Consider the following 19,354-nt stretch of genomic DNA (forward strand, 5'->3'; position numbering starts at 1 on the left):
CTCTGCCCTCTGCCCTCTGCCTCCCGCCTCCCGCCTCCCATTTCCCGCTTCCCGCTTCCCGCTTCCCGCTTTCCCGCTTCCCGCTTCCCGCTTTCCCGCTTCCCGCTTCCCGCTTCCCGCTTCCCGCTTCCCGCTTCCCCGCTTTCCCGCACCCGCGAGTCACTCCCGGCGACACATTTTTTAAACAATGCAAACGAGAACGCTTCTCATTTATAAATAAATTACATAGAATGCCCGCTGAAAACAATTCGTAATACTTCCGGGCCGCACGGCGCACCACCTCGGTCGCCGCCGGCCACCCGACCACACCAATCGAGGTCCATGCAGCGATGAAGCCACGCCCCGACGAGTTGAAGCTCCGCAAATTCACCACCCTGTGCAGCGTGCTCGCGGCAAGCCCCGCGTTCGCGGACGGCACGCCGCCACCCGAGCCAGCCGGCCAGGACGGTCATCTCGCGCCGATCGAGATCAAGGGCCAGACCGAGCGCAGCTACAAGGCGGATTTCTCCGCGTCGGCAAAATTCACCGCGCCGCTCGTCGATACGCCGAAATCGGTCACCGTGATCCCGCAGGAGCTGATCCAGAACAGCGGCGCGGCGACGCTCACCGAAGCGCTGCGCACCGTGCCCGGCATCACGTTCGGCGCGGGCGAAGGCGGCAACCCGCTCGGCGACCGGCCGTTCCTCCGCGGCTACGACACGCAAGGCAGCATGTTCGTCGACGGCATGCGCGACACCGGCGCGACGACGCGCGAAATCTTCAACACCGAGCGCATCGAAATCACGAAGGGCTCGGACGGCGCGTACGGCGGTCGCGGCGGCGCGGGCGGCAGTGTGAACCTGATCACCAAGGCACCGCACCTCGGCACGACGGCAGCCGGCAGCGCGGGCCTCGGCACCGACAGCTACCGCCGCTTCACCGCCGACGGCAACTGGCAGTTCGCCGATCACGCGGCATTCCGCCTCAACCTGATGAGCCACTACAACGACGTCGCCGGCCGCGACGCGGTCAACAATTCGCGCTGGGGCGTCGCGCCGTCGGTCGCGTTCGGCCTCGGCACGCCGACCCGCGTCACCGCGAGCTACTACCACCTGTCCACCGACGACCTGCCCGATGGCGGCATTCCGTATTTCCATACGGCCTCGAACAAGCCCGCGAACGTCGACACGATCTACCCGGCCAACGTGAACCGTCACAACTTCTACGGGCTGGTCGACCGCGATTTCCGCAGGACGACGTCCGACATCAGCACGCTGAAGATCGAGCACGACATCACGCCGTCGCTGACGATCCGCAACACGACGCGCTACACGGAATCGACGCAGGACTACATCTGGACCCAGCCTGACGACAGCCAGGGCAACGTCGTCAACGGCAAGGTCTGGCGCCGCAACAACAATCGCAACAGCTCGATCAACAGCCTCGCGAACCTGACCGAGCTGTTCGGCGAATTCCACACCGGCCCGTTCAAGCACAGCTTCACGACCGGCATCGAGCTGTCGCGAGAATGGGGCAAGCGCGACACGTACACCGTCGCGACGGACAAGGGCACGATCTGCCAGCAAGGCATCGGCGCGGCGTCGGGCTACAACTGCACGAGCCTCTGGTCGCCGAATCCGAACGATCCGTGGGCCGGCTCGATCACGCGCAACAACGACTACGCGCACGCGCGCACCGCCACGAAATCGATCTACGGCTTCGACACGATCGAGCTGACGCCGCGCTGGCAAGTCAATGCGGGACTGCGTCTCGACGACTATTCGACGCGCTTCACCGACACGCAAGCGAACGGCGGCAAGACCTATACGCGCGACGACACGCTCTTCAACTGGCAGCTCGGCCTCGTGTTCAAGCCGGCGAGCAACGGCAGCATCTACGCGTCGTACGCGACGTCGTCGACGCCGGCCGGCATGCTGCTCGGCGAAGGCGCGGAATCGCAGTCGCTGACGCCGGGCCGCGGCGGCGTCGGCCCGAACGCCGACCAGATGTCGCCGGAGAAGAACCGCAGCATCGAACTGGGTACGAAGTGGAACGTGCTGAACGACATGCTGTCGCTCACCGCCGCGCTGTTCCAGATCGACACGACCAACGCACGCGTGACGCTGCCGAACAACCAGTACGCGATGGTCGGCGACAAGCGCGTCCAGGGCCTCGAACTCGGCGTCGCGGGCCAGCTGACGAAGGCGTGGCAGGTGTTCGGCGGCTACACGTACATGAAGAGCGAACTGCGCGACAACGGCAAGGATGCGGCGAGCAACGGCCACCAGTTCCCGCAGACGCCGAAGCACAGCTTCACGATGTGGACCAACTACGACGTGACGCCGAAACTCACGCTCGGCGGCGGCGCGTTCTACATGTCGAAGGTGTTCGGCGACACCGCGAACCTGCGTGCGGTGCCGTCGTACTGGCGCTTCGACGCGATGGCGCAGTACCGCTTCAACAAGAAGCTCGACCTGCAGCTGAACGTGCAGAACCTGTTCAACCGCACGTACTTCGACCAGGCGTATCCGGCGCACTACGCGTCGATCGCGCCCGGACGCTCGGCGTTCTTCACGCTCAACGCGCGCTACTGAGCGATGGAGGCCGTTTCCCTCAGCGCGCTCGCGGCGGCGTCGCCCCGCGAGCTGGCGGCGATCCTGTCCGGGCCGCCCGAGCGCGCCGCCGCGTGGGTCGCGGCGGCAGCCGGGAACGGCATCGTCGAGGCGCAGGCCGTCTACGGGCAATACCTGCTCGACGGCCACGGCGTGCCGCGCGATCCCGCCGCCGCGCTCGTCTGGTTCCGGCATGCGGCGAACGCCGATCATCCGATGGCGATGAACATGGCCGGACGATGCTACGAATTCGGCTGGGGCACAGCCGTGTGCGCGCCGGTCGCCGTGTACTGGTACCGGCTCGCCGCGCGGGCCGGCCTCGACTGGGGCATGTACAACTACGCGACCGCGCTCGCGCTCGGCAACGGCATCGAGGAAGACCGCGTCGAAGCGCTCGCGTGGTTTCGGCGCGCCGCCGCGCTCGGCCATGCGAAATCGCTCAACCTGATCGGCGGCTTCTACGAAGACGGCTGGGCCATCCCCGCCGATCCGGCCGCCGCCTTCGACCATTACCGCCGCGCCGCCGAGGCCGGCGATTTCCGTGGCCAGTTCAACTATGCGCGGCTGCTCGGCGAACGCGGACGGATCGACGAAGCGCTCGCGTGGCTCGCGCGGGTACCGGCAACCGCGACACCTGCCTTCGTCGCGAAAATGCACGCGTATCTTGCGGGGTCGCCGATCGACGCGTTTCGCGCGGCCGCGGCCAGCGTGCCGCCACGCGCGCCGTCACCCGATATGGAATCCGCATCATGATGCTGCATCTTCCCGGCGTGCTGACCAAGGCGCAGGTCGCGCAATGCCGCGCACGGCTCGACTGCGCCGAATGGGCCGACGGCAACGCGACGTCCGGCACGCAGTCCGCGCTTGCGAAGCGCAACCGCCAGTTACCCGAAGGCTCGCTCGCGGCACGCGCCGTCGGCGACGCGATCCAGGACGCGCTCGCGCGCAACGCGCTGTTCTTTTCGGCGGCGCTGCCGCTGAAGGTCTTTCCGCCGCTGTTCAATCGCTACGAAGGCGGGGAGACGTTCGGCACGCACGTCGACAATGCGATCCGGCTGCTGCGCGGCACCGATTTCCGCATCCGCAGCGACCTGTCCGCGACGCTGTTCCTCGCAGAGCCGGACGCGTACGACGGCGGCGAGCTATGCGTCGAGGACACCTACGGCATGCACCGCGCGAAGCTGCCCGCCGGCGACCTGGTGCTGTACCCGGCGTCGAGCCTGCATCACGTCACGCCGGTCACGCGCGGCGCGCGGGTCGCATCGTTCTTCTGGATTCAGAGCATGGTCCGCGACGACGCGGACCGCACGCTGCTGTTCCAGCTCGACACGCAGATCCAGCGGCTCACCGCGGAAAAAGGCGCGCAGGACGCCTCCGTCATCGCGCTGACAGGCGTTTACCACAACCTGCTGCGCCGCTGGGCCGACGCGTAACGCGCGAATCGGGGCGAGATACAAACCGGGTGCAAACGCGCGCCCGATTGCCTATAAAGAAATCGAGGCACCGGCATTTCGCGCGGCGGCCGTTACGATTTCGCGAGTATTCCATGGCCGACCACACGACGCCCCTGCCGGAGCCCCCGGCGGACCCGAACCGTGATCCCGAAGGCGATCCGCTCACCCCGCCGTCACCAGGGCATCACGACAATCCGCAGCAGCCGGAAGGACCGCCAAGCAAGGACCCGGTCTGAGCGCGCTTCCATTCCCGCCCCCATTCCGGGGGCGGCACCGCCGCGGCGCATGCGCAGCGGTGCTGACGTCGCACGGCAACGCGAGTTTGCGATAGCGCAATGAATGCGCATGTCGGGACGCGGCGCGCAATGCGTCGCGCGCCGCCGTTCGCGCCGTCACGCGTGCGCACGCGCCGCAAGCGTGATCGCCCCCGCCACCTCGCCACGGCATGACTGGCTTCGCGTCGCACCTTGCATGCAGCGCCAATCTCCGCGCGCCGAACCAGCGCATTGCCCCGCTCCTGCATGTCTTTTTGTCCGCTGTCGCCTAGGGATTTCCCGCCTGCGGGGACGCCGCGCCCGCGCCGACAAGAAGTTATCCCGCCGCGCCTGTCCGGCGCGCTCATTCGACCACCGTAAAGAGCATGCGCAATCTCACTCTGAACCAGAAACTCGCTTCGATGATCGTCATCTTGTGGCTCGGCCTGCTGGTCATCGCCGGGCTGGGCGCATGGCAAACGCGCACGTCGATGATCGAGGACCGTCGCGAACAGCTCGCCACACTGGTCGCACAGGCCACCAGCGTGGCCGATCACTTCTACAAGCTGTCGCAGCAGAATGCGATGACGGAAGCCGACGCAAAGCAGAAGGCGATCGAGGCGATCGCGGCGATGCGCTATAACGGCGACGGCTACATGGCACTCAACGATTCGACGCCGCGGATGATCATGCATCCGATCAAGCCGGAGCTGAACGGCAAGGATGTGTCCCAGCTCACCGACCCGAAGGGCACGCATGTGTTCGTCGCAGCGGTGAAAGCGGCCAACCAAGGGGCCGGCAAGGGCTATTTCGACTATTACTGGCCGCGGCCGGGCGCGGACAAGCCGATCCCGAAGACCAGCGCGGTGCAACGCTTCGCGCCGTGGGACTGGTATGTGGTGACCGGCATGTACACGGACGACGTGCAGGCAGCAGTGCTGGCGAGCGTCGGCCGCTGGCTCGCGATGACGACCGTGCTCGGCACCATCGCGACCATCGTGATGCTGCTCGTGGTGCGCAGCGTGCGCGCGAATCTCGGCGGCGAACTGGAAGCGGCGCTCGATACCGCGCAGCGCATCGCGCAGGGCGACCTGACCTCGCGCGTCGACGTGAAGCACGAGAACCCGGGCAGCCTGCTGCACGCGCTGCACGCGATGCAGGGCGCGCTGATCGACATGGTGTCGCGCGTGCGCGCCGGCACCGAGAACATCAACGTCGGCGCCAGCGAAATCGCCGCCGGGAACACCGACCTGTCGCAACGCACCGAGGAACAGGCCGCCGCGCTCGTCCAGACGGCGTCGAGCATGGACCAGATGACCGCGAACGTGAAGCAGAACGCCGACAGCGCTGCGCAGGCGGCCAGCCTCGCCGATCAGGCCGCGCAGGTCGCGACGCGCGGCAGCGTGGTGGTCGAGGACGTCGTGCGCACGATGGACGAGATCACCGACCGCTCGCGCAAGATCGGCGACATCATCGGCGTGATCGACGGCATCGCGTTCCAGACCAACATCCTCGCGCTCAACGCGGCGGTCGAGGCCGCGCGCGCGGGCGAACAGGGCCGCGGCTTCGCGGTGGTCGCGGCGGAAGTGCGCTCGCTCGCGCAGCGGTCGGCGACGGCGGCCAAGGAAATCAAGACACTGATCGAATCGTCGAACGAAACCGTCGAGCAAGGTGCGACGCTCGTCACGCGCGCGGGCACGACGATGGGCGAGGTCGTGCAGTCGGTGCGGCGCGTGAACGAGATTCTCGACGAGATCAGCAACGCGTCGCGCGAACAGAGCGCGGGGATCGAGCAGGTCAATCGCGCGGTCGGCGAGATGGATCAGGTCACGCAGCAGAACGCCGCGCTCGTCGAAGAGGCCGCCGCCGCCGCGCATTCGCTGCGGGACCAGGCGGAGGCGCTGCGGGACGCGGTGACGCGATTCGCGTTGCCGGCCTGATCGTTCGGCAGCGCGGGCCGATGGCGCTTCACCGTCACGGCCCGCGACACGCAAACCCCTCGCGCAGCGCCCTCGTGGCGCTGTTTTTTTTGATCCCGGTTCCGCTAGCGATCGAGCCCGGCCGCCCCGCACGGCGACGGTCCGGCCGCATGATCGTGCTCCAGCAATGCGCTCGGGATCGCGCTGCACGCGAGCCCGCCGTCCTCGATCCATGCACGCGTTGTCCGCGCGGCCCTGTCGATCAGCTCGGCGCACTGCGAGTAATCGTAAGACGACACTTCCAGCGGACAGAGCGGCGGCACGACGTGGATCTGCACGCGCGCCGCATAGAGCTCGAGATCGCGCACGAGCTGGCGGGCGATCACGAGCGTCAACGCATGCGTCGCATGCGCGATGGCGCTGCGCGGCGGGGTACGCAGCGCGCACGCGAATCCGGCCGGCAGGACGACGATGCGCTTGACGCCCAGCGCGACCGCGACCGAGATCGGCGTGTTGTTCGCGACGCCGCCGTCGACGAGTTCCATATCGCCGATGCGAACCGGCGGAAACACGCCGGGAATCGCCGCGCTCGCCTGCACGGCATCGACGACGGGGCCGGCCGACAGCACGACTTCGCGGCCGTTCAGCATGTCGGTCGCGACGATGTGAAGCGGCAACGCCGCCTGCTCGATCCGCCGATACGGCAGGTTCTGCTCCAGCAGCACGCGCAGCGCACGGGCCTCGACGAGATGCGTCCGGTTGCGCAGGACCATCGAGAGCAGCCCCATCATCGAAAACGGCATCACGTCCTGCCGCCGGATCCTGCCCCATAGCGCGGCGAGCATCGCCACGCCCTCCTCGTCCGGCCGCCCGGCGAAGTACGCGGCATTGATCGCGCCCGCCGATGCGCCCACGACGCAATCGGGACGCTCGCCGCTCGCGATCAATTCGCGCAGCATGCCGACCTCGATTGCGCCGAGACTGCCGCCGCCGGCGAACACGAATGCGGTTGAAGGAACGGGATCGGGATTCATGACGCGCCCCCTGACGATGCAAGCGGCATCGTTCTTCAATCCATGATGATGGACCGCGCGGCAGATTCGATGTCCTGCTGAAAACCCTCTGCGGATGCGCCCGGCACCCGGCCATTCGGCCGGCGCACTGCGCCGGCCGGCACCGGCATGCCGGTCAGCGGTTAAAATCGCCTCCCCCGAATGCACATTCAGAGAGGCGCGCCACGGCTTCGCGCGCCCCCTCGCCGATTCCAAGACTCATGACCGATTCCGACCTGCAATCCGACGACACGACAGTCCACGAGAACGGCCTCTGGCGCGACGACGGCTGGACCGCGCGCGTCATCAAGAACGAAGACGACGACGGCTGGGCGGTTGCGATGATCAAGGACGGCGAGGCCGAGCCAGCGCTCGTCGGCCCGTGGACGATGGGACGCGACAAGAAGAACCCGAAGCCGCTCGATGCCAACGCGTTCCGCACGCTGGTCAAGACCGCTTCCGAGGTGTTGCGCCGTCACGAGCAGCAGCGCCACGCGATGCTGCACAAGGGCGTGACGGTCTGGGTGGACGGCCAGGCGGTCGACGTGACGCTCGACATCGTGCCGGACGAATACGAACCCTACGCCGACCTTCAGGCCTTCGCGCCGGACGGCACGCCGCTCGCGCACGCCAAGGTGTCGGCGGGATTCAAGCTCAGCAAGGCGAGCGCGGAACGCTGGGTCGAGACGGGATTCGAACGGCCGGATTGACCACACGCGAGCGGCACGCCGCTCCGCGCACTATCTCGTTTTTCGCAACAATTTGTTTCCGCCATTGCGCTCACGAATGGGACCGGTTCCATTTATGATACGCGCCGATTGGCTTCCGTCGTGCCGTACCGCGGCACGACGCGCTCGAGCCATATCGACTCGCCACAAGCAACCTAATAAGACGGGTTCCCCCGCTCGGAGACACTCCATGACAATGAGAAAACACCTCGCAGCAGCCCCGCTGCTGCTTTCGCTCGCCGGCATCGCATCCGCGCAAAGCGCCGTCACCCTGTACGGCATCGTCGACGCGGGCATCACCTACCGCAGCAACGAACGCACCGGGTCGGCCGGCGCCTACACCGGGCACCCGAACGTCGCGCTCACGAGCGGCAACCTGTCCGGCAGCCGCTGGGGCCTCAGGGGGACGGAAGATCTCGGCGACGGCTGGCGCGCGCTGTTCATGCTGGAGAACGGTTTCGACATCACCAACGGCCAGTCCGGCCAGGGCGGCCGGCAGTTCGGCCGACAGGCATTCGTCGGCGCCGGAAGCAACCGCTATGGCTCGGTGACGCTCGGCCGCCAGTACACGTCGCTCGACGACTTCGTGAGCCCGGTCGGTCCTTCGTCGTTCATCGGCGGCTTCGGTGCGCACCCGGGCGACATCGACGACCTCGACCAGACCGCGCGCGTCGACAATTCGATCAAGTACACGAGCGCGACCTATGCGGGCTTCACGTTCGGCGCGCTGTACGGCTTCGGCGGCCAGCCCGGCAGCATGAAGCAGCGCAATACGTGGAGCGTGGGCGCGGGGTATGCGCTCGGCCCGCTGCACGTCGGCGTCGGCTACGAACGCTCGGACAACAGCAAGAGCGGCCCGGGCGACACGACCATCGGCAAGTGGCAAGGCAGCGACGACGGCCTGTTCAATTCTTCGATCAACGAAGGTTACGCGAGCGCGCGGTCGCAGCAGGTCGTCGCGACGGGCGCGACCTACGACTTCGGCTCGACGGTCGTCGGCGTGAACTACAGCAACGTGCAGTATCGCGCCGGCGATCGCTCGCTGTTCGCCGGCCACGCGACCTTCAACGTCGCGGGCGCCTTCGCGAGCTGGAAGGTGCAGCCGCAGGCCCAGTTGTTCGCCGGCTACAGCTATACGCGCGGCAGCGGCATCGACGGGCTCGGCGACGCCGCGCAGTATCACAACGTCACGCTGGGCGCGGTCTACGATCTGTCGGTGCGCACCAGCGTGTATCTGCTCGGCGCGTACCAGCATGCGTCCGGCATGACACTCGATGCGCTCGGCCATCCGGTGGCCGCCACCGCGTCGGTGTCGGACAAGGCAAACACCCACTCCGGCGCATCGCAATCGCAAGCGATCGTCAGTCTCGGGTTGCGTCAGAAGTTCTGACGGGCAGCGCGCCAGGTCGGCGCGCCCTGCCGCGCTCAGGCTCGAGCGACGACGTCGATACGCAATGCTTCGCCGCCTGCCGCGATCGCGAGCAGGCGGTCGACGTTCGGGTGAGCGCCCGGGCGGTTACGCGCATCGGCCGTGTGTTCGGCGAACACCGCGAGGCCATGCTCGGCCGCACGGGCGTCCAGCGTGCCGAATGCTTGCCGGAGGTAGTGATACACCGCCAGCGAGCCTTGCTTGCCCGGCATGTTCTCGATGCTTGCCACCACGGCGCCGTTGCCGTCGACCAGATCGATGCGCTCGATACCGTCGATGGCGGGCAGTTGGGCGAGGTTGTCCTTGAATGCGTTGCTCGGTTGAATCACTGAAAACACTCCGTCTGTTCGGGAAATGGCCTGACGGGCCGTATCTTATCCGATCGGGTGTCGCGCGTCGGCCGGCCACGCCGGCGAATCCGGCACGCATGCCGCCAGGGCCTGTTCACGCTAATAGCGGGCTTGCGCTGGCCGCCAGAAGGGCCGAGCGCGAGGAATGCGACGAAGCGAATACTCGACGTATGTCAGGCGAAGCCTTCGCTGACGGGCCGGAATCCCTCCCGGTATCGGTCGGCCAGTTCCCGGGCAGTGCGCGCCAGCACGGCGCGATCGGCGGCCAGCGCGCGATCGACCGCATCCGCGATGTCCGGCACGCCGACGGCGGCCGGCATGTCGGGCGGTTCCCAGGTCTGCGCGAACGCCGCCTGTTTGGTCGGCAGCATGCGGTGCGCGGGGTGGCTCACATCGACGCGCGGCAGCGCGAACGCCATCGCGACGATCCTGCCGTGCAGGCTGCTGCCGCAATAGACACGGCTGTGCGCGATCAACGCGCAGATGTCCCACAGATCCAGCGAGTCGAACAGCGCGACCGACGCACTGCACATGCGCGACGCGACGCGCCGGTAGCACGCGAGATCGTCATGCCACGGCGCGGCGCCGGCCCGGAACAACGCCACGCCGAGGCCATGCGCGCTCGCCACGCGGTCGAGCTGGCGGGCAATCGCGTCGAGCGTCTCGTCGTCGCCGAAGTCGCCGCTGAACTGCACGGCGGCGTAGCCGCTCGGAAAGGTCTCGTGCATCGCCCTCACCGCGCCCGTCGCCGCGCGGCGGCGAATCCTGCTGCCGAACAGTTCCGCCACCATGACCGCGGGATCGGGCACGAGCCGGGCGGCGACGCCCGATGCGCTCAACAGCGCTTGCGTGTGCCGGTCGCGCACGCTGACGTCGTCCGCCTCCTTCAGTTTGGCCAGCACCTCGGCCCGCAGCGCCGGATCGCGCGCGGACAGATCGACGCCGCCGACCGCGTTGAAGCACATCCGCGCCACCCGTGCGCGCGGCAACGATTGCCTCGAAAGCACATAGGGCGCCAGCGCGGCGATGCCAAGGCGGGCCTGCGCCCACGCGAGCCTGTCGTGCCGCCACGCGTCCTCGCTGGCGATGGCCGCCTGCAACGCGTCGGGCGGCGACAGCATGACCGCGGCCTCCCACGCGTCGCAGGTGAGCAGTTCGCCGCCGACATGGATGACGTCCAGCGTGCGCGCGCACGAATCCGCCGCGATCTCGCCGATGGCACGGACGTGATGGCCGCCATAAGGGCGCAGGTCGCGCGCCGCCAGGCCGGCAAACACGACCTCCCGCCGGGCCAGCATGCGCGCGACGACATGCGGAAACAGGAGGTCTCCGAAATTGTGCCGGTCGAATGCGCCGAACAGTACCGTCGGCGCGCCTGCTGGCGCACGATGTGGCATGGAAGCGACCTGAAGCCCCGCCCGTCAGGCGCCACGGCCCCCGGCCGCAGCGCACGGACCCCGCATGGATGGATCTCGCAATGTTACGGCTTCGACGTGAGCCGGCCGATCATCGCGTTGACCGCGACCATCTGCGCGGCAGTCTTCAGCGCGTAGTTCTGCCCGGTATAGCCGAACCAGTCCCAGCAGCCTTGCGGGTTGTACGGAATGGCGGACGCGTCGACCTGCGGATACAGGACCACGATGTTGTTGCTGTCGGCCCAGCGGTTGTAGCTGGTCTTCTCGTAGAAATCGTTGCCGACGACGCTCGCCGACTGCTTGCAGCCGTGGAACGCGACGTGGATGCTGCATGCCGCGCCCTGCGCGCAAGACCGGGGAACGTACGCATAGGCCTCGTCGGCCATTCCGGTCGATGCGCCGGCGAATTCGCGCTGGTTGAAGGCGACGATCTTCCCGCTCAACTGTTGCGCGGGCGGATTCAGCCGGCCATAAATGAACTGCAGCAGCGCGCCCGGCTGATCGTAGCTGTGCTTCTCGACGGTGCAATGGCTGATGTACGGAGCCTGGTTCGCCGGGCAGGCGTTGCCGAACGACGGCGTAATCAACGCATGGCCCGCTGGCAGATTGTTCACATACTTGAGATTGCCGTCGGGTACGCCGGCCTGCTTGAAGAACGACACCGTCGCATCGACCGCCTGCTGGTACACGACCGTGTCCCGGGTGCCGCTGAACACATAGATGCGGTCGTGCTGCAGTTCGTCCAGCGAATCGATCTGACCGAGCCCGGCGAATCCCCGCGCGGCGGTCACCATCAGCGACGGATTCGGCGGCACGAACGGCACCTGCCCCATGCAGATGCCGGCATTGAACAGATTGCCGGCCGCGCAGTAATAGGGACCGCCCGCGACGATGCCCGAGCCGATGACCGAGCTGGAAAAGGCGACCTGATACTGGACGGCCATGAATGCGCCGAACGACAGGCCGGAAACGGACGTACGGGAAGGATCGGCACCGAGCGCCGGAAGCGGATCGGCAGCGAACGCGACACGGGTGCACAGCGCGACGCCGATCATGGCGGCAGTGAGGACACGGCGGACTTTCATGGCGATACTCCTGTTTCATCGAAGGGTCGATTGCACGGAACATCTATGAACGGCGTCGTCGACGACCTGACCACGCCGTGTTTCAAGTCACGCGATGGGGCGTCCCCCCGGCTCCGGAGAGAAGGCCGCACAAGGCTCGCCTGAATGCTGCCGCATGCGCGTCGGAGCGCGGGCAGATTCGATCGGGCGCCTCGCGGGAGTAGCCGCGAAGCCTGCAGACAACAAGCCGCACCATGCAGCCCACCGCTCGACCGCGCATTGTGTCATCCCGCTCGTGTCGTTTTCGAGGCAGCGCGCCGGGGCGCAGGGCAATGACACACGGCCGGCCTCCCGCGCGCATCGGACGCCTGCGCGTGGCGAATCGCGATTGCCGAAAGGTGCATGAAAATTCGTGGGGGCGCACCTGCCTGAGTTGACAGGTCAGATGCGGCAAGCATGCGCCGGTCAGTCTTCTCCCGGCCACCAGGGCTTCGCGGCCTCGCGAATCAGGTAATCGTCCCGATTCTTGCCGATCAGCCATTTCGGGCAAGCGCCGCGTCCCGACCACGATTTGCCCGATGACGGGTCGTAGTATTTGGCCGGAACCCGCTTTGGCCTGTCTTTCACGAAGCCGGCCGCCCTCAGCAGCTCCAGCTCGGTAATGCCGTATTGCTGGACCTGTTCCTTGATCGACGCCAATACGGCTGCCTTCTCTTCCTTCTTTGCCTCGTCGAGAAGCAGATTGATGTGGCCGAGCTGCTTTTGCAGCGATTGAATTGTGTTGGAGGTCATAGGGCCGTTCTTATTCATGCGGTGAGCGAACTCCGGCGCCGCGCGCCGGCCCCGCTCGTCACTTCGACTGTTCTCCGGTCGCTGCCGGCTGCGATGGTGCCTTCGCCGGACGGCGCGCCTTCAGGCGGATGGCGCGCAACGCATCGGCCTGCGACACCTGGCCGGCTTCCGCGCCGGCCAGGTCCACGCGCGCGGCGCCCTCGACCATGCACGTCCAGTAACGGTTTCCACGGCACCAGGTCTTCATCGCGTCGCGCAACTCCGCTTCGCTCAATCCGAGCGACTCGGACTGCGCAACCAGATCGTGCAGAATCCCGACCTTCAGCGGCACCTTCGGTGCCGGATTTCGCGGGAAAGCGACGGGAAAGCGCTTCTGGAGCTTCGCGATCGCGAGTACCACCGGATCGACTGGATTCGACGGGGCGGCAGGCGCGCTCTTTCGCGACGGTGAACGCTTTGCCACCCGTTCACGTTCGGACTTTTTTGCAAGTTGATCTCGCAAGCCAGCAAGCTTTTCAAAACCCATAATGTCAAGCCAACGAAAAAAAACAAGTGCCGATTGTATCAGCCGCGCAGGATGACTATCCGAAACCGCGTATAAACGCTTATCCACACAGACTGGCGGATTCCGCCACGGCGTCGCCACCCGTGGTGGCGCGTCGCGCCGGGTTATGTCGAATCGCGGACGTCACGCCATCGGCCGTTGCGGTCATTTGTCGCTCAGCGGCCTGCGCGCGGCGGGCATGACGGCCTTCTCGCACGGCTTCGAGCCGGAGGCGCAGCACGCGCCGCAGATGAAGCGAGCCGTCACAACGGGAAGCACGCCGTCGCCGCGGCGCGGCGTCAGGCCCGCTCCAGCGCCGCCATTTCGCGCACGATCACGAGCAGCACGGACAGGCTTGCGCCGCCCGTCGCGCGCAACTCGGCGAGCAGTTGCGCATAGCGCTCGAGCGCTGCTTCGCGCCGGCCGCGCCACGCGTCGACGATCGTGTCCGGCGTCGCCGATTCGGCGGCCTGCGCAAGCGCGCTCGTCGTGAGTGCGCGCTTGAGGCGCGCGACTTCCGCGAGAGCCGCCGCGCGCGCCATCACGTCCCAATGCGTGGGCGTCGGCAGCGACGCCGCGCGTTCGCTGATCCAGCCGTAATTGAGCTGCGTGCCGAGCGCGAAATAAACGCCCGCGACGAGTTCCAGGCTGCGATTGCAGGTCGCGGCCACATCGGCGATGTCGAGCAGCGCGGCCGACATCTCGCCGCTCGCGACCCGCATCGCCAGACCGCTTTCGACGCCCGCGTTCACCAGCGCGCCCTGCCGCTCGGACAACGTGTCGAGATCGGCGGGCGGCAGCAGTTCCGGCAGTTGCGGCGCAAGCCGCTGCGCGGCATCGCGGCACCGCGCGAGCAGTTCGCCGACGCCGCCGTTGCCCGCCGCGCCCGACTGCAGATGCCGCAGGAACCACAGCGCCGCGTGTTCGAGCAGCCGCGCGGCATCGACGAACATGCGCGCCTGCACGTCGTCGGCGACGCGATTGTCGAGCGCGTCGATGCCGCGCCAGATGTCGTCCAGGTCGAACACGTCGCGCGCCATGATGCACGCGCGCACGATGTCGCCGGGTTTCGCGTCCGTCTCCTCCATCAGGCGATGCACGAACGCGCAGCCGACCCGGTTGACGAGCGCGTTCGTCAGATGGGTCGCGAGGATCTCGCGCCGCAACGGATGGCGGCGCATCGGTTCGCTGAAACGCTGCTGCAACGGCTTCGGGAAATAGTCGACCAGCATGTCGGCGACGAGCGGATCTTCCGGCACGTCGGAATCGAGCAGCGCATCGTACAGCCACATCTTGCTGTAGGCGAGCAACACCGCGCGCTCCGGCGACGTGAGGCCGAGCTTCGCCGCCTGACGCTCGGCGATTTCCTCGTCGGTCGGCAGAAACTCGATCACGCGGTTCAGCCGGCCCGCGCGTTCGAGCCAGCGCACGAGACGCGCCTCGGCATCGAGCATCTCGACACCGTTGCGGCCCGCGATCGACAGCGCCTGGGTCTGGTAGTAATTGTCCTGCAGCACGAGCAGGCCGACTTCGTCGGTCATGTCCGCGAGCAGCGCGTTGCGTTGCTTCCCGGTCATCTCGCCGTCCGCGACCACCAGCCCGAGCAGGATCTTGATGTTGACCTCGTGGTCCGAGCAGTCGACGCCGGCGGAATTGTCGATCGCATCGGTATTGATGCGTCCGCCGCGCTGCGCGAACTCGATGCGCCCGAATTGCGTGAAGCCGAGGTTGCCGCCTTCCCCCACGACCTTGCAGCGCAGCTCCGAGCCGTTCACGCGGACCGCATCGTTGGCGCGGTCGCCGACCTGCGCGTTGGTCTCGCGCGCGGCCTTCACGTAGGTGCCGATGCCGCCGTTGTAGAGCAGATCGACGGGCGCCTGCAGGATCGCGCGAATCAGCTCGCTCGGCGTGAGCGCCGCCGCATCGATGCCGAGCGTGGCCCGGACCGCCGGCGACAGCGGAATCGTCTTCGCGGTGCGCGGGAAAACACCGCCGCCCGCCGAGATCAATGCCGAGTCGTAGTCCGCCCAGCTGGAGCGCTCGAGCGCGAAGAGCCGCGCGCGCTCGGCGAAGCTCGTCGCCGGATCGGGATCCGGATCGAGAAAGACATGGCGGTGATCGAATGCGGCGACGAGCTTGATGTGCGGCGACAGCAGCATGCCGTTGCCGAACACGTCGCCCGACATGTCGCCGACGCCGACCACCGTGAAATCGGCCGCCTGGGTGTCGACACCCATTTCCCGGAAGTGGCGCTTGACCGATTCCCACGCGCCGCGCGCGGTAATCGCCATTTTCTTGTGGTCATAGCCGACCGAGCCGCCCGACGCGAACGCGTCGTCGAGCCAGAAACCATACTCCTGCGCGATCGCATTCGCGTAGTCGGAGAAAGTCGCCGTGCCCTTGTCGGCCGCGACGACCAGATACGGGTCGTCGACGTCGTGCCGCACGACGTCGGCGGGCGGCACGACTGCGTTGCTGGCGAGATTGTCGGTCACGTCGAGCAGGCCGCGCAGGAATGTCTGGTAACACGCGATCCCCTCGCGCATCCACGCTTCTCGATCGCTCGGCGGCGGCGGATTCTTCACCACGAAACCGCCTTTCGACCCGACCGGCACGATCACCACGTTCTTCACCATCTGCGCCTTCATCAGCCCGAGCACTTCGGTGCGGAAGTCCTCGCGCCGGTCGGACCAGCGCAAGCCGCCACGCGCGACGCGTCCGCCGCGCAGATGCACGCCTTCGACACGCGGCGAGTACACCCAGATCTCGAACATCGGCCTCGGTTCCGGCAAGCCGGGCACCTTCGCGGGATTGAACTTGAACGACAGGTACGGCTTGGGCTCGCCGTTCGCATCGTGCCGGTAGTAGTTCGTGCGCACCGTCGCATTGACGACGCCGAGGAACTGGCGCAGGATCCGGTCTTCGTCGAGGTTGGGCACCTGGTCCAGCGCACTCTCGATCGCTTTCAGCAGGCGTTCTGCCTGCGCGTCGCGCGTGTCGCCCACGCGCGGATCGAAGCGCACGACGAACAGCTCGACGAGCTGTCGCGCGATCGCCGGATTGCCGGTCAGCGCGCGCTCGATATAGGCATCGCTGAACGTCGAGCCGACCTGCCGCAGATATTTCGCATATGCGCGCAGGATCGTGACTTCGCGCGCGCTGAGCTGCGCGCGCAGCACGAGGCGGTTGAAATCGTCGTTCTCGATGCGCCCGCTCCAGACCCGCTCGAACGCATCCTCGAACAGCCCTTTCACGCGCTCGATATCGAATTCCGTGTCGTCCGCCAGCTCGAGACCGAAATCGTGAATCCACGCGGGCGCCGCATCGTGCGCCTGTATCCGGTACGGCCGCTCCTCGTCGACCCGCACGCCGAGATGTTCGAGCATCGGCAGGCTGCGCGAAAGCGCGATCGGCTCGCCCGCGCGGTAGACCTTGAAGCGGAACGCACGGGCCTCCGCCTCGATCGGCCGGTAGAGATTCATCGCCAGATGCTCGGTCCCCTGCACGCGCTCGATCAGCTCGATGTCGCGCACCGCGGTGCGCGCGGGATAGTCGTCGCGATAGCCCGCGGGAAACGAATCGGCGTAGCGCTGCAGCAGGCGGTTGCCCTGCTCTTCGCCGAATACGTCGAGCAGCGCATCGGAAAGATCGTCCTGCCAGCGGCGCGTCGCCTGGATCAGCCGCGCCTCGAGTTCGCGCGTGTCGACGTCGGGCATCGTGCCCGGCTCCGCATGGATGACGAAGTGAATCCGCGCGATCGCCGATTCCGACAGCAACGGCGTGAATTCCACCGTGACGCCGTTGTACGCGTCGACGAGCAGCCGCGCGATGCGCCGGCGCAGGTCGGTGTTGTACTTGTCGCGCGGCACGAACGCGAGACAGGACACGAAACGGTCGAACCGGTCGCGCCGCACGAAGAGCCGCGTACGCTGGTGTTCCTGCAGGCGCAGCACGCCGAGCGCGATGTCGTACAGCTGGTCTTCGTCGGCCTGGAACAGTTCGTCGCGCGGATAGCTTTCGAGCACGGTCACGAGCGATTTGCCGAGGTGCCCTTTCGGCAGGAAGCCCGCGCGCCGCACGATGTTCGCGCACTTGCGCCGCACGATCGGGATTTCCGAGCAGGAAACGAAATAGGCCGTCGACGTATAGAGCCCGATGAAGCGCCGCTCGCCGCTCACCTTGCCGTCCGGCCCGACCAGCTTGACGCCGACATAGTCGAGATAGCCCGGCCGGTGAACCGTGGCGCGCGAATTCGCCTTGGTCAGAAAGATGGGCCATGCGCCGGATATGATTTCCGTCGCAGCCGGCGGCAACGGCGTCAGGTCCGACGTGCCGGGCGCGCGCAGCGCTTCGCGCAGGATGCCGAGCCCCGAGCTTTCCATGCCGCGCAGCGCGAAACCGGAGCCGTGCGAGACGAGCGCGTAGTCGCGGTGCCCGAGAAACGTGAAGTGATCGGCGACCATCCACTCGAGGAACGCGCGTGCCTCGGTCTCCTCGGCGGTCGTCTCGCGCGACTTCATGTCCTTGATCGTGCTGCGCGCGATGTCGACGATCTTCGGCCAGTCCTCGACCGATGCGCGTACGTCGCCGAGCACGCGGGCAATGTCGGCGCGCAATGCGTCGAGTTTTGCTGCATCGCCACAACGATCGACTTCGAAATGGATGAACGACGCGAGTTGCGAATGCCCGTCGCCGGCCTCGGCGCCGCCGACGCCTACCCGCTCGATGCCGCCGTCCTTGCCGCGCCAGATGCGGAAAACGGGGTGCATCGCAGAATGCATCGCGAGGCCGAGACGATTGACGGCCATCGAGACCGAGTCGACGAGGAACGGCATGTCGTCGTTGACGATTTCAATGACCGTGTGGTCCGAATGCCAGCCGTGCTGCTCGAGGATCGGGTTGTAGACGCGCAGCCGTTCGCTGCCGGGGACGAACCGTTGCGCGGTCTGCCAGTGGGCCATGGCGGCGCCGTAGAGATCGGCAATGCCGCGGCTCTGGAGATCGTCGGCGTCGACGAAGTCGTAGTAATGCTGCAGAAAGGGTTCGACGACCCGGAATGCCGGTTCCGGCAATCGCCCGCGCGCGAATTCGACGACATCGGAGAGCAAGTGTGCGACGACTTCTTCGTTCTTCGCGTGCATGGCGTCCTCCGCGGCGGGTAACCATCGACGGCATCGTCAGTTGACTATTATGTACTCCGTGCGGGAAAGAGCCATGTGCGTCTGCACATCGCGCCGGATGGCCGGTAGCGGGCGGGACGACGTGCGGGAATGCAGCGCGGAGCGGGCCGCGTATCCGGCGGCGGGGTGCGGCGCGCAGAGGGTGTCGGGGCGGCGATTCGCAGGCGTGCAAACCGCGCGTGGGAAGCTCGGGTTACATCAGCTGAATGGTGGTGCGCGGTTCGGGGAGCTGACGGCGATCCGGAAATGCAAAAACCCCCGCCGGGTCGGGCGGGGGTTTCTGGCTTGGGGGAGCCTGACGATTACCTACTTTCACACGGGAATCCGCACTATCATCGGCGTAGAGTCGTTTCACGGTCCTGTTCGGGATGGGAAGGGGTGGGACCGACTCGCTATGGTCATCAGGCAAAAGGGGTTGTCGCGGTGCTTCGCAGCGCGACCAATCCGGAAGAAGCAGTAATCAGGTTGTGTGTATCGCACACGAGAATCAAACAAGTCTGTCGCTCTGCATGGGATGCTCGTAAGTGCTGAAGCACCAACGATCATCGACAAGGCAGACTTGTTATAGGATCAAGCCTTACG

At 66.8% G+C, this 19,354-nt stretch carries 12 protein-coding genes, 1 rRNA gene and 1 pseudogene; 6 read left to right on the plus strand and 8 right to left on the minus strand.

Annotated features, from left to right (window positions below):
- The first annotated feature begins 329 nt into the window (after positions 1-329).
- The 4 genes from LIG30_RS00345 to LIG30_RS00360 all read left to right on the plus strand — a co-directional run bounded on the left by LIG30_RS00345 (position 330) and on the right by LIG30_RS00360 (position 6,239).
- Positions 330-2,573, plus strand: coding sequence for a TonB-dependent receptor (locus tag LIG30_RS00345; RefSeq protein WP_038708654.1), 2,244 nt, complete (start codon positions 330-332; stop codon positions 2,571-2,573).
- 3 nt (positions 2,574-2,576) lie between these two features.
- On the plus strand, positions 2,577-3,344 hold the full coding sequence (locus tag LIG30_RS00350; RefSeq protein WP_038708656.1) for a tetratricopeptide repeat protein: 768 nt from the start codon (positions 2,577-2,579) through the stop codon (positions 3,342-3,344).
- Complete coding sequence (locus LIG30_RS00355; protein WP_038708659.1) at positions 3,341-4,024, plus strand: Fe2+-dependent dioxygenase; 684 nt, start codon at positions 3,341-3,343, stop codon at positions 4,022-4,024. Before LIG30_RS00350 ends, LIG30_RS00355 begins: the two co-directional genes overlap by 4 nt.
- Before the next feature lie 661 nt (positions 4,025-4,685).
- The gene (locus LIG30_RS00360; RefSeq protein ID WP_038708660.1) at positions 4,686-6,239 is read left to right on the plus strand and encodes a methyl-accepting chemotaxis protein; all 1,554 of its coding nucleotides are present in this window, start codon (positions 4,686-4,688) and stop codon (positions 6,237-6,239) included.
- Positions 6,240-6,343: 104 nt separating this feature from the next.
- On the opposite strand, the gene LIG30_RS00365 is transcribed toward LIG30_RS00360, so the two are convergent.
- Complete coding sequence (locus LIG30_RS00365) at positions 6,344-7,252, minus strand: patatin-like phospholipase family protein (protein ID WP_038708661.1); 909 nt, start codon at positions 7,250-7,252, stop codon at positions 6,344-6,346.
- Positions 7,253-7,491: 239 nt separating this feature from the next.
- On the opposite strand from LIG30_RS00365, the gene LIG30_RS00370 reads away from it, so the two are divergent.
- Complete coding sequence (locus LIG30_RS00370; protein WP_038708663.1) at positions 7,492-7,980, plus strand: hypothetical protein; 489 nt, start codon at positions 7,492-7,494, stop codon at positions 7,978-7,980.
- Positions 7,981-8,194: 214 nt separating this feature from the next.
- On the plus strand, positions 8,195-9,388 hold the full coding sequence (locus tag LIG30_RS00375) for a porin (RefSeq protein ID WP_038708664.1): 1,194 nt from the start codon (positions 8,195-8,197) through the stop codon (positions 9,386-9,388).
- Positions 9,389-9,423: 35 nt separating this feature from the next.
- Here LIG30_RS00375 and LIG30_RS00380 read toward each other — a convergent pair whose 3' ends face one another.
- From LIG30_RS00380 to rrf, 7 genes and pseudogenes are all read right to left on the minus strand, one after another.
- Positions 9,424-9,756, minus strand: a complete 333-nt coding sequence (locus tag LIG30_RS00380) for a DUF2322 family protein (RefSeq protein WP_038708665.1) — start codon at positions 9,754-9,756, stop codon at positions 9,424-9,426.
- Positions 9,757-9,950: 194 nt separating this feature from the next.
- Positions 9,951-11,174 carry a polysaccharide pyruvyl transferase family protein gene (locus LIG30_RS00385; RefSeq protein WP_038708668.1) on the minus strand — a complete coding sequence of 408 codons (1,224 nt, stop codon included), beginning with the start codon at positions 11,172-11,174 and terminating at the stop codon, positions 9,951-9,953.
- Positions 11,175-11,257: 83 nt separating this feature from the next.
- On the minus strand, positions 11,258-12,277 hold the full coding sequence (locus LIG30_RS00390; RefSeq protein ID WP_038708669.1) for an extracellular catalytic domain type 2 short-chain-length polyhydroxyalkanoate depolymerase: 1,020 nt from the start codon (positions 12,275-12,277) through the stop codon (positions 11,258-11,260).
- A 444-nt stretch (positions 12,278-12,721) separates the two neighbouring features.
- Positions 12,722-13,048, minus strand: coding sequence for an H-NS histone family protein (locus LIG30_RS00395; RefSeq protein WP_038708671.1), 327 nt, complete (start codon positions 13,046-13,048; stop codon positions 12,722-12,724).
- A gap of 18 nt (positions 13,049-13,066) precedes the next feature.
- Positions 13,067-13,574 (minus strand): annotated as a pseudogene (locus LIG30_RS00400) (ProQ/FinO family protein); the annotation flags it as partial.
- 317 nt (positions 13,575-13,891) lie between these two features.
- On the minus strand, positions 13,892-18,733 hold the full coding sequence (locus tag LIG30_RS00405) for an NAD-glutamate dehydrogenase (protein WP_038708673.1): 4,842 nt from the start codon (positions 18,731-18,733) through the stop codon (positions 13,892-13,894).
- Positions 18,734-19,065: 332 nt separating this feature from the next.
- Positions 19,066-19,178, minus strand: a 5S ribosomal RNA gene (gene rrf, locus LIG30_RS00410).
- Positions 19,179-19,354: the final 176 nt, after the last annotated feature.

Source organism: Burkholderia sp. lig30, from assembly GCF_000687455.2.
In the GTDB taxonomy this organism is placed as follows: Bacteria; Pseudomonadota; Gammaproteobacteria; order Burkholderiales; family Burkholderiaceae; genus Burkholderia.

Bases quoted from the DNA above. Each gene is read 5' to 3' on its own strand.
- LIG30_RS00345 (WP_038708654.1), top strand. From the start codon at position 330: ATGAAGCCACGCCCCGACGAGTTGAAGCTCCGCAAATTCACCACCCTG.
- LIG30_RS00350 (WP_038708656.1), top strand. From the start codon at position 2,577: ATGGAGGCCGTTTCCCTCAGCGCGCTCGCGGCGGCGTCGCCCCGCGAG.
- LIG30_RS00355 (WP_038708659.1), top strand. From the start codon at position 3,341: ATGATGCTGCATCTTCCCGGCGTGCTGACCAAGGCGCAGGTCGCGCAA.
- LIG30_RS00360 (WP_038708660.1), top strand. From the start codon at position 4,686: ATGCGCAATCTCACTCTGAACCAGAAACTCGCTTCGATGATCGTCATC.
- LIG30_RS00365 (WP_038708661.1), bottom strand. From the start codon at position 7,252: ATGAATCCCGATCCCGTTCCTTCAACCGCATTCGTGTTCGCCGGCGGC.
- LIG30_RS00370 (WP_038708663.1), top strand. From the start codon at position 7,492: ATGACCGATTCCGACCTGCAATCCGACGACACGACAGTCCACGAGAAC.
- LIG30_RS00375 (WP_038708664.1), top strand. From the start codon at position 8,195: ATGAGAAAACACCTCGCAGCAGCCCCGCTGCTGCTTTCGCTCGCCGGC.
- LIG30_RS00385 (WP_038708668.1), bottom strand. From the start codon at position 11,174: ATGCCACATCGTGCGCCAGCAGGCGCGCCGACGGTACTGTTCGGCGCA.
- LIG30_RS00390 (WP_038708669.1), bottom strand. From the start codon at position 12,277: ATGAAAGTCCGCCGTGTCCTCACTGCCGCCATGATCGGCGTCGCGCTG.
- LIG30_RS00395 (WP_038708671.1), bottom strand. From the start codon at position 13,048: ATGACCTCCAACACAATTCAATCGCTGCAAAAGCAGCTCGGCCACATC.
- LIG30_RS00405 (WP_038708673.1), bottom strand. From the start codon at position 18,733: ATGCACGCGAAGAACGAAGAAGTCGTCGCACACTTGCTCTCCGATGTC.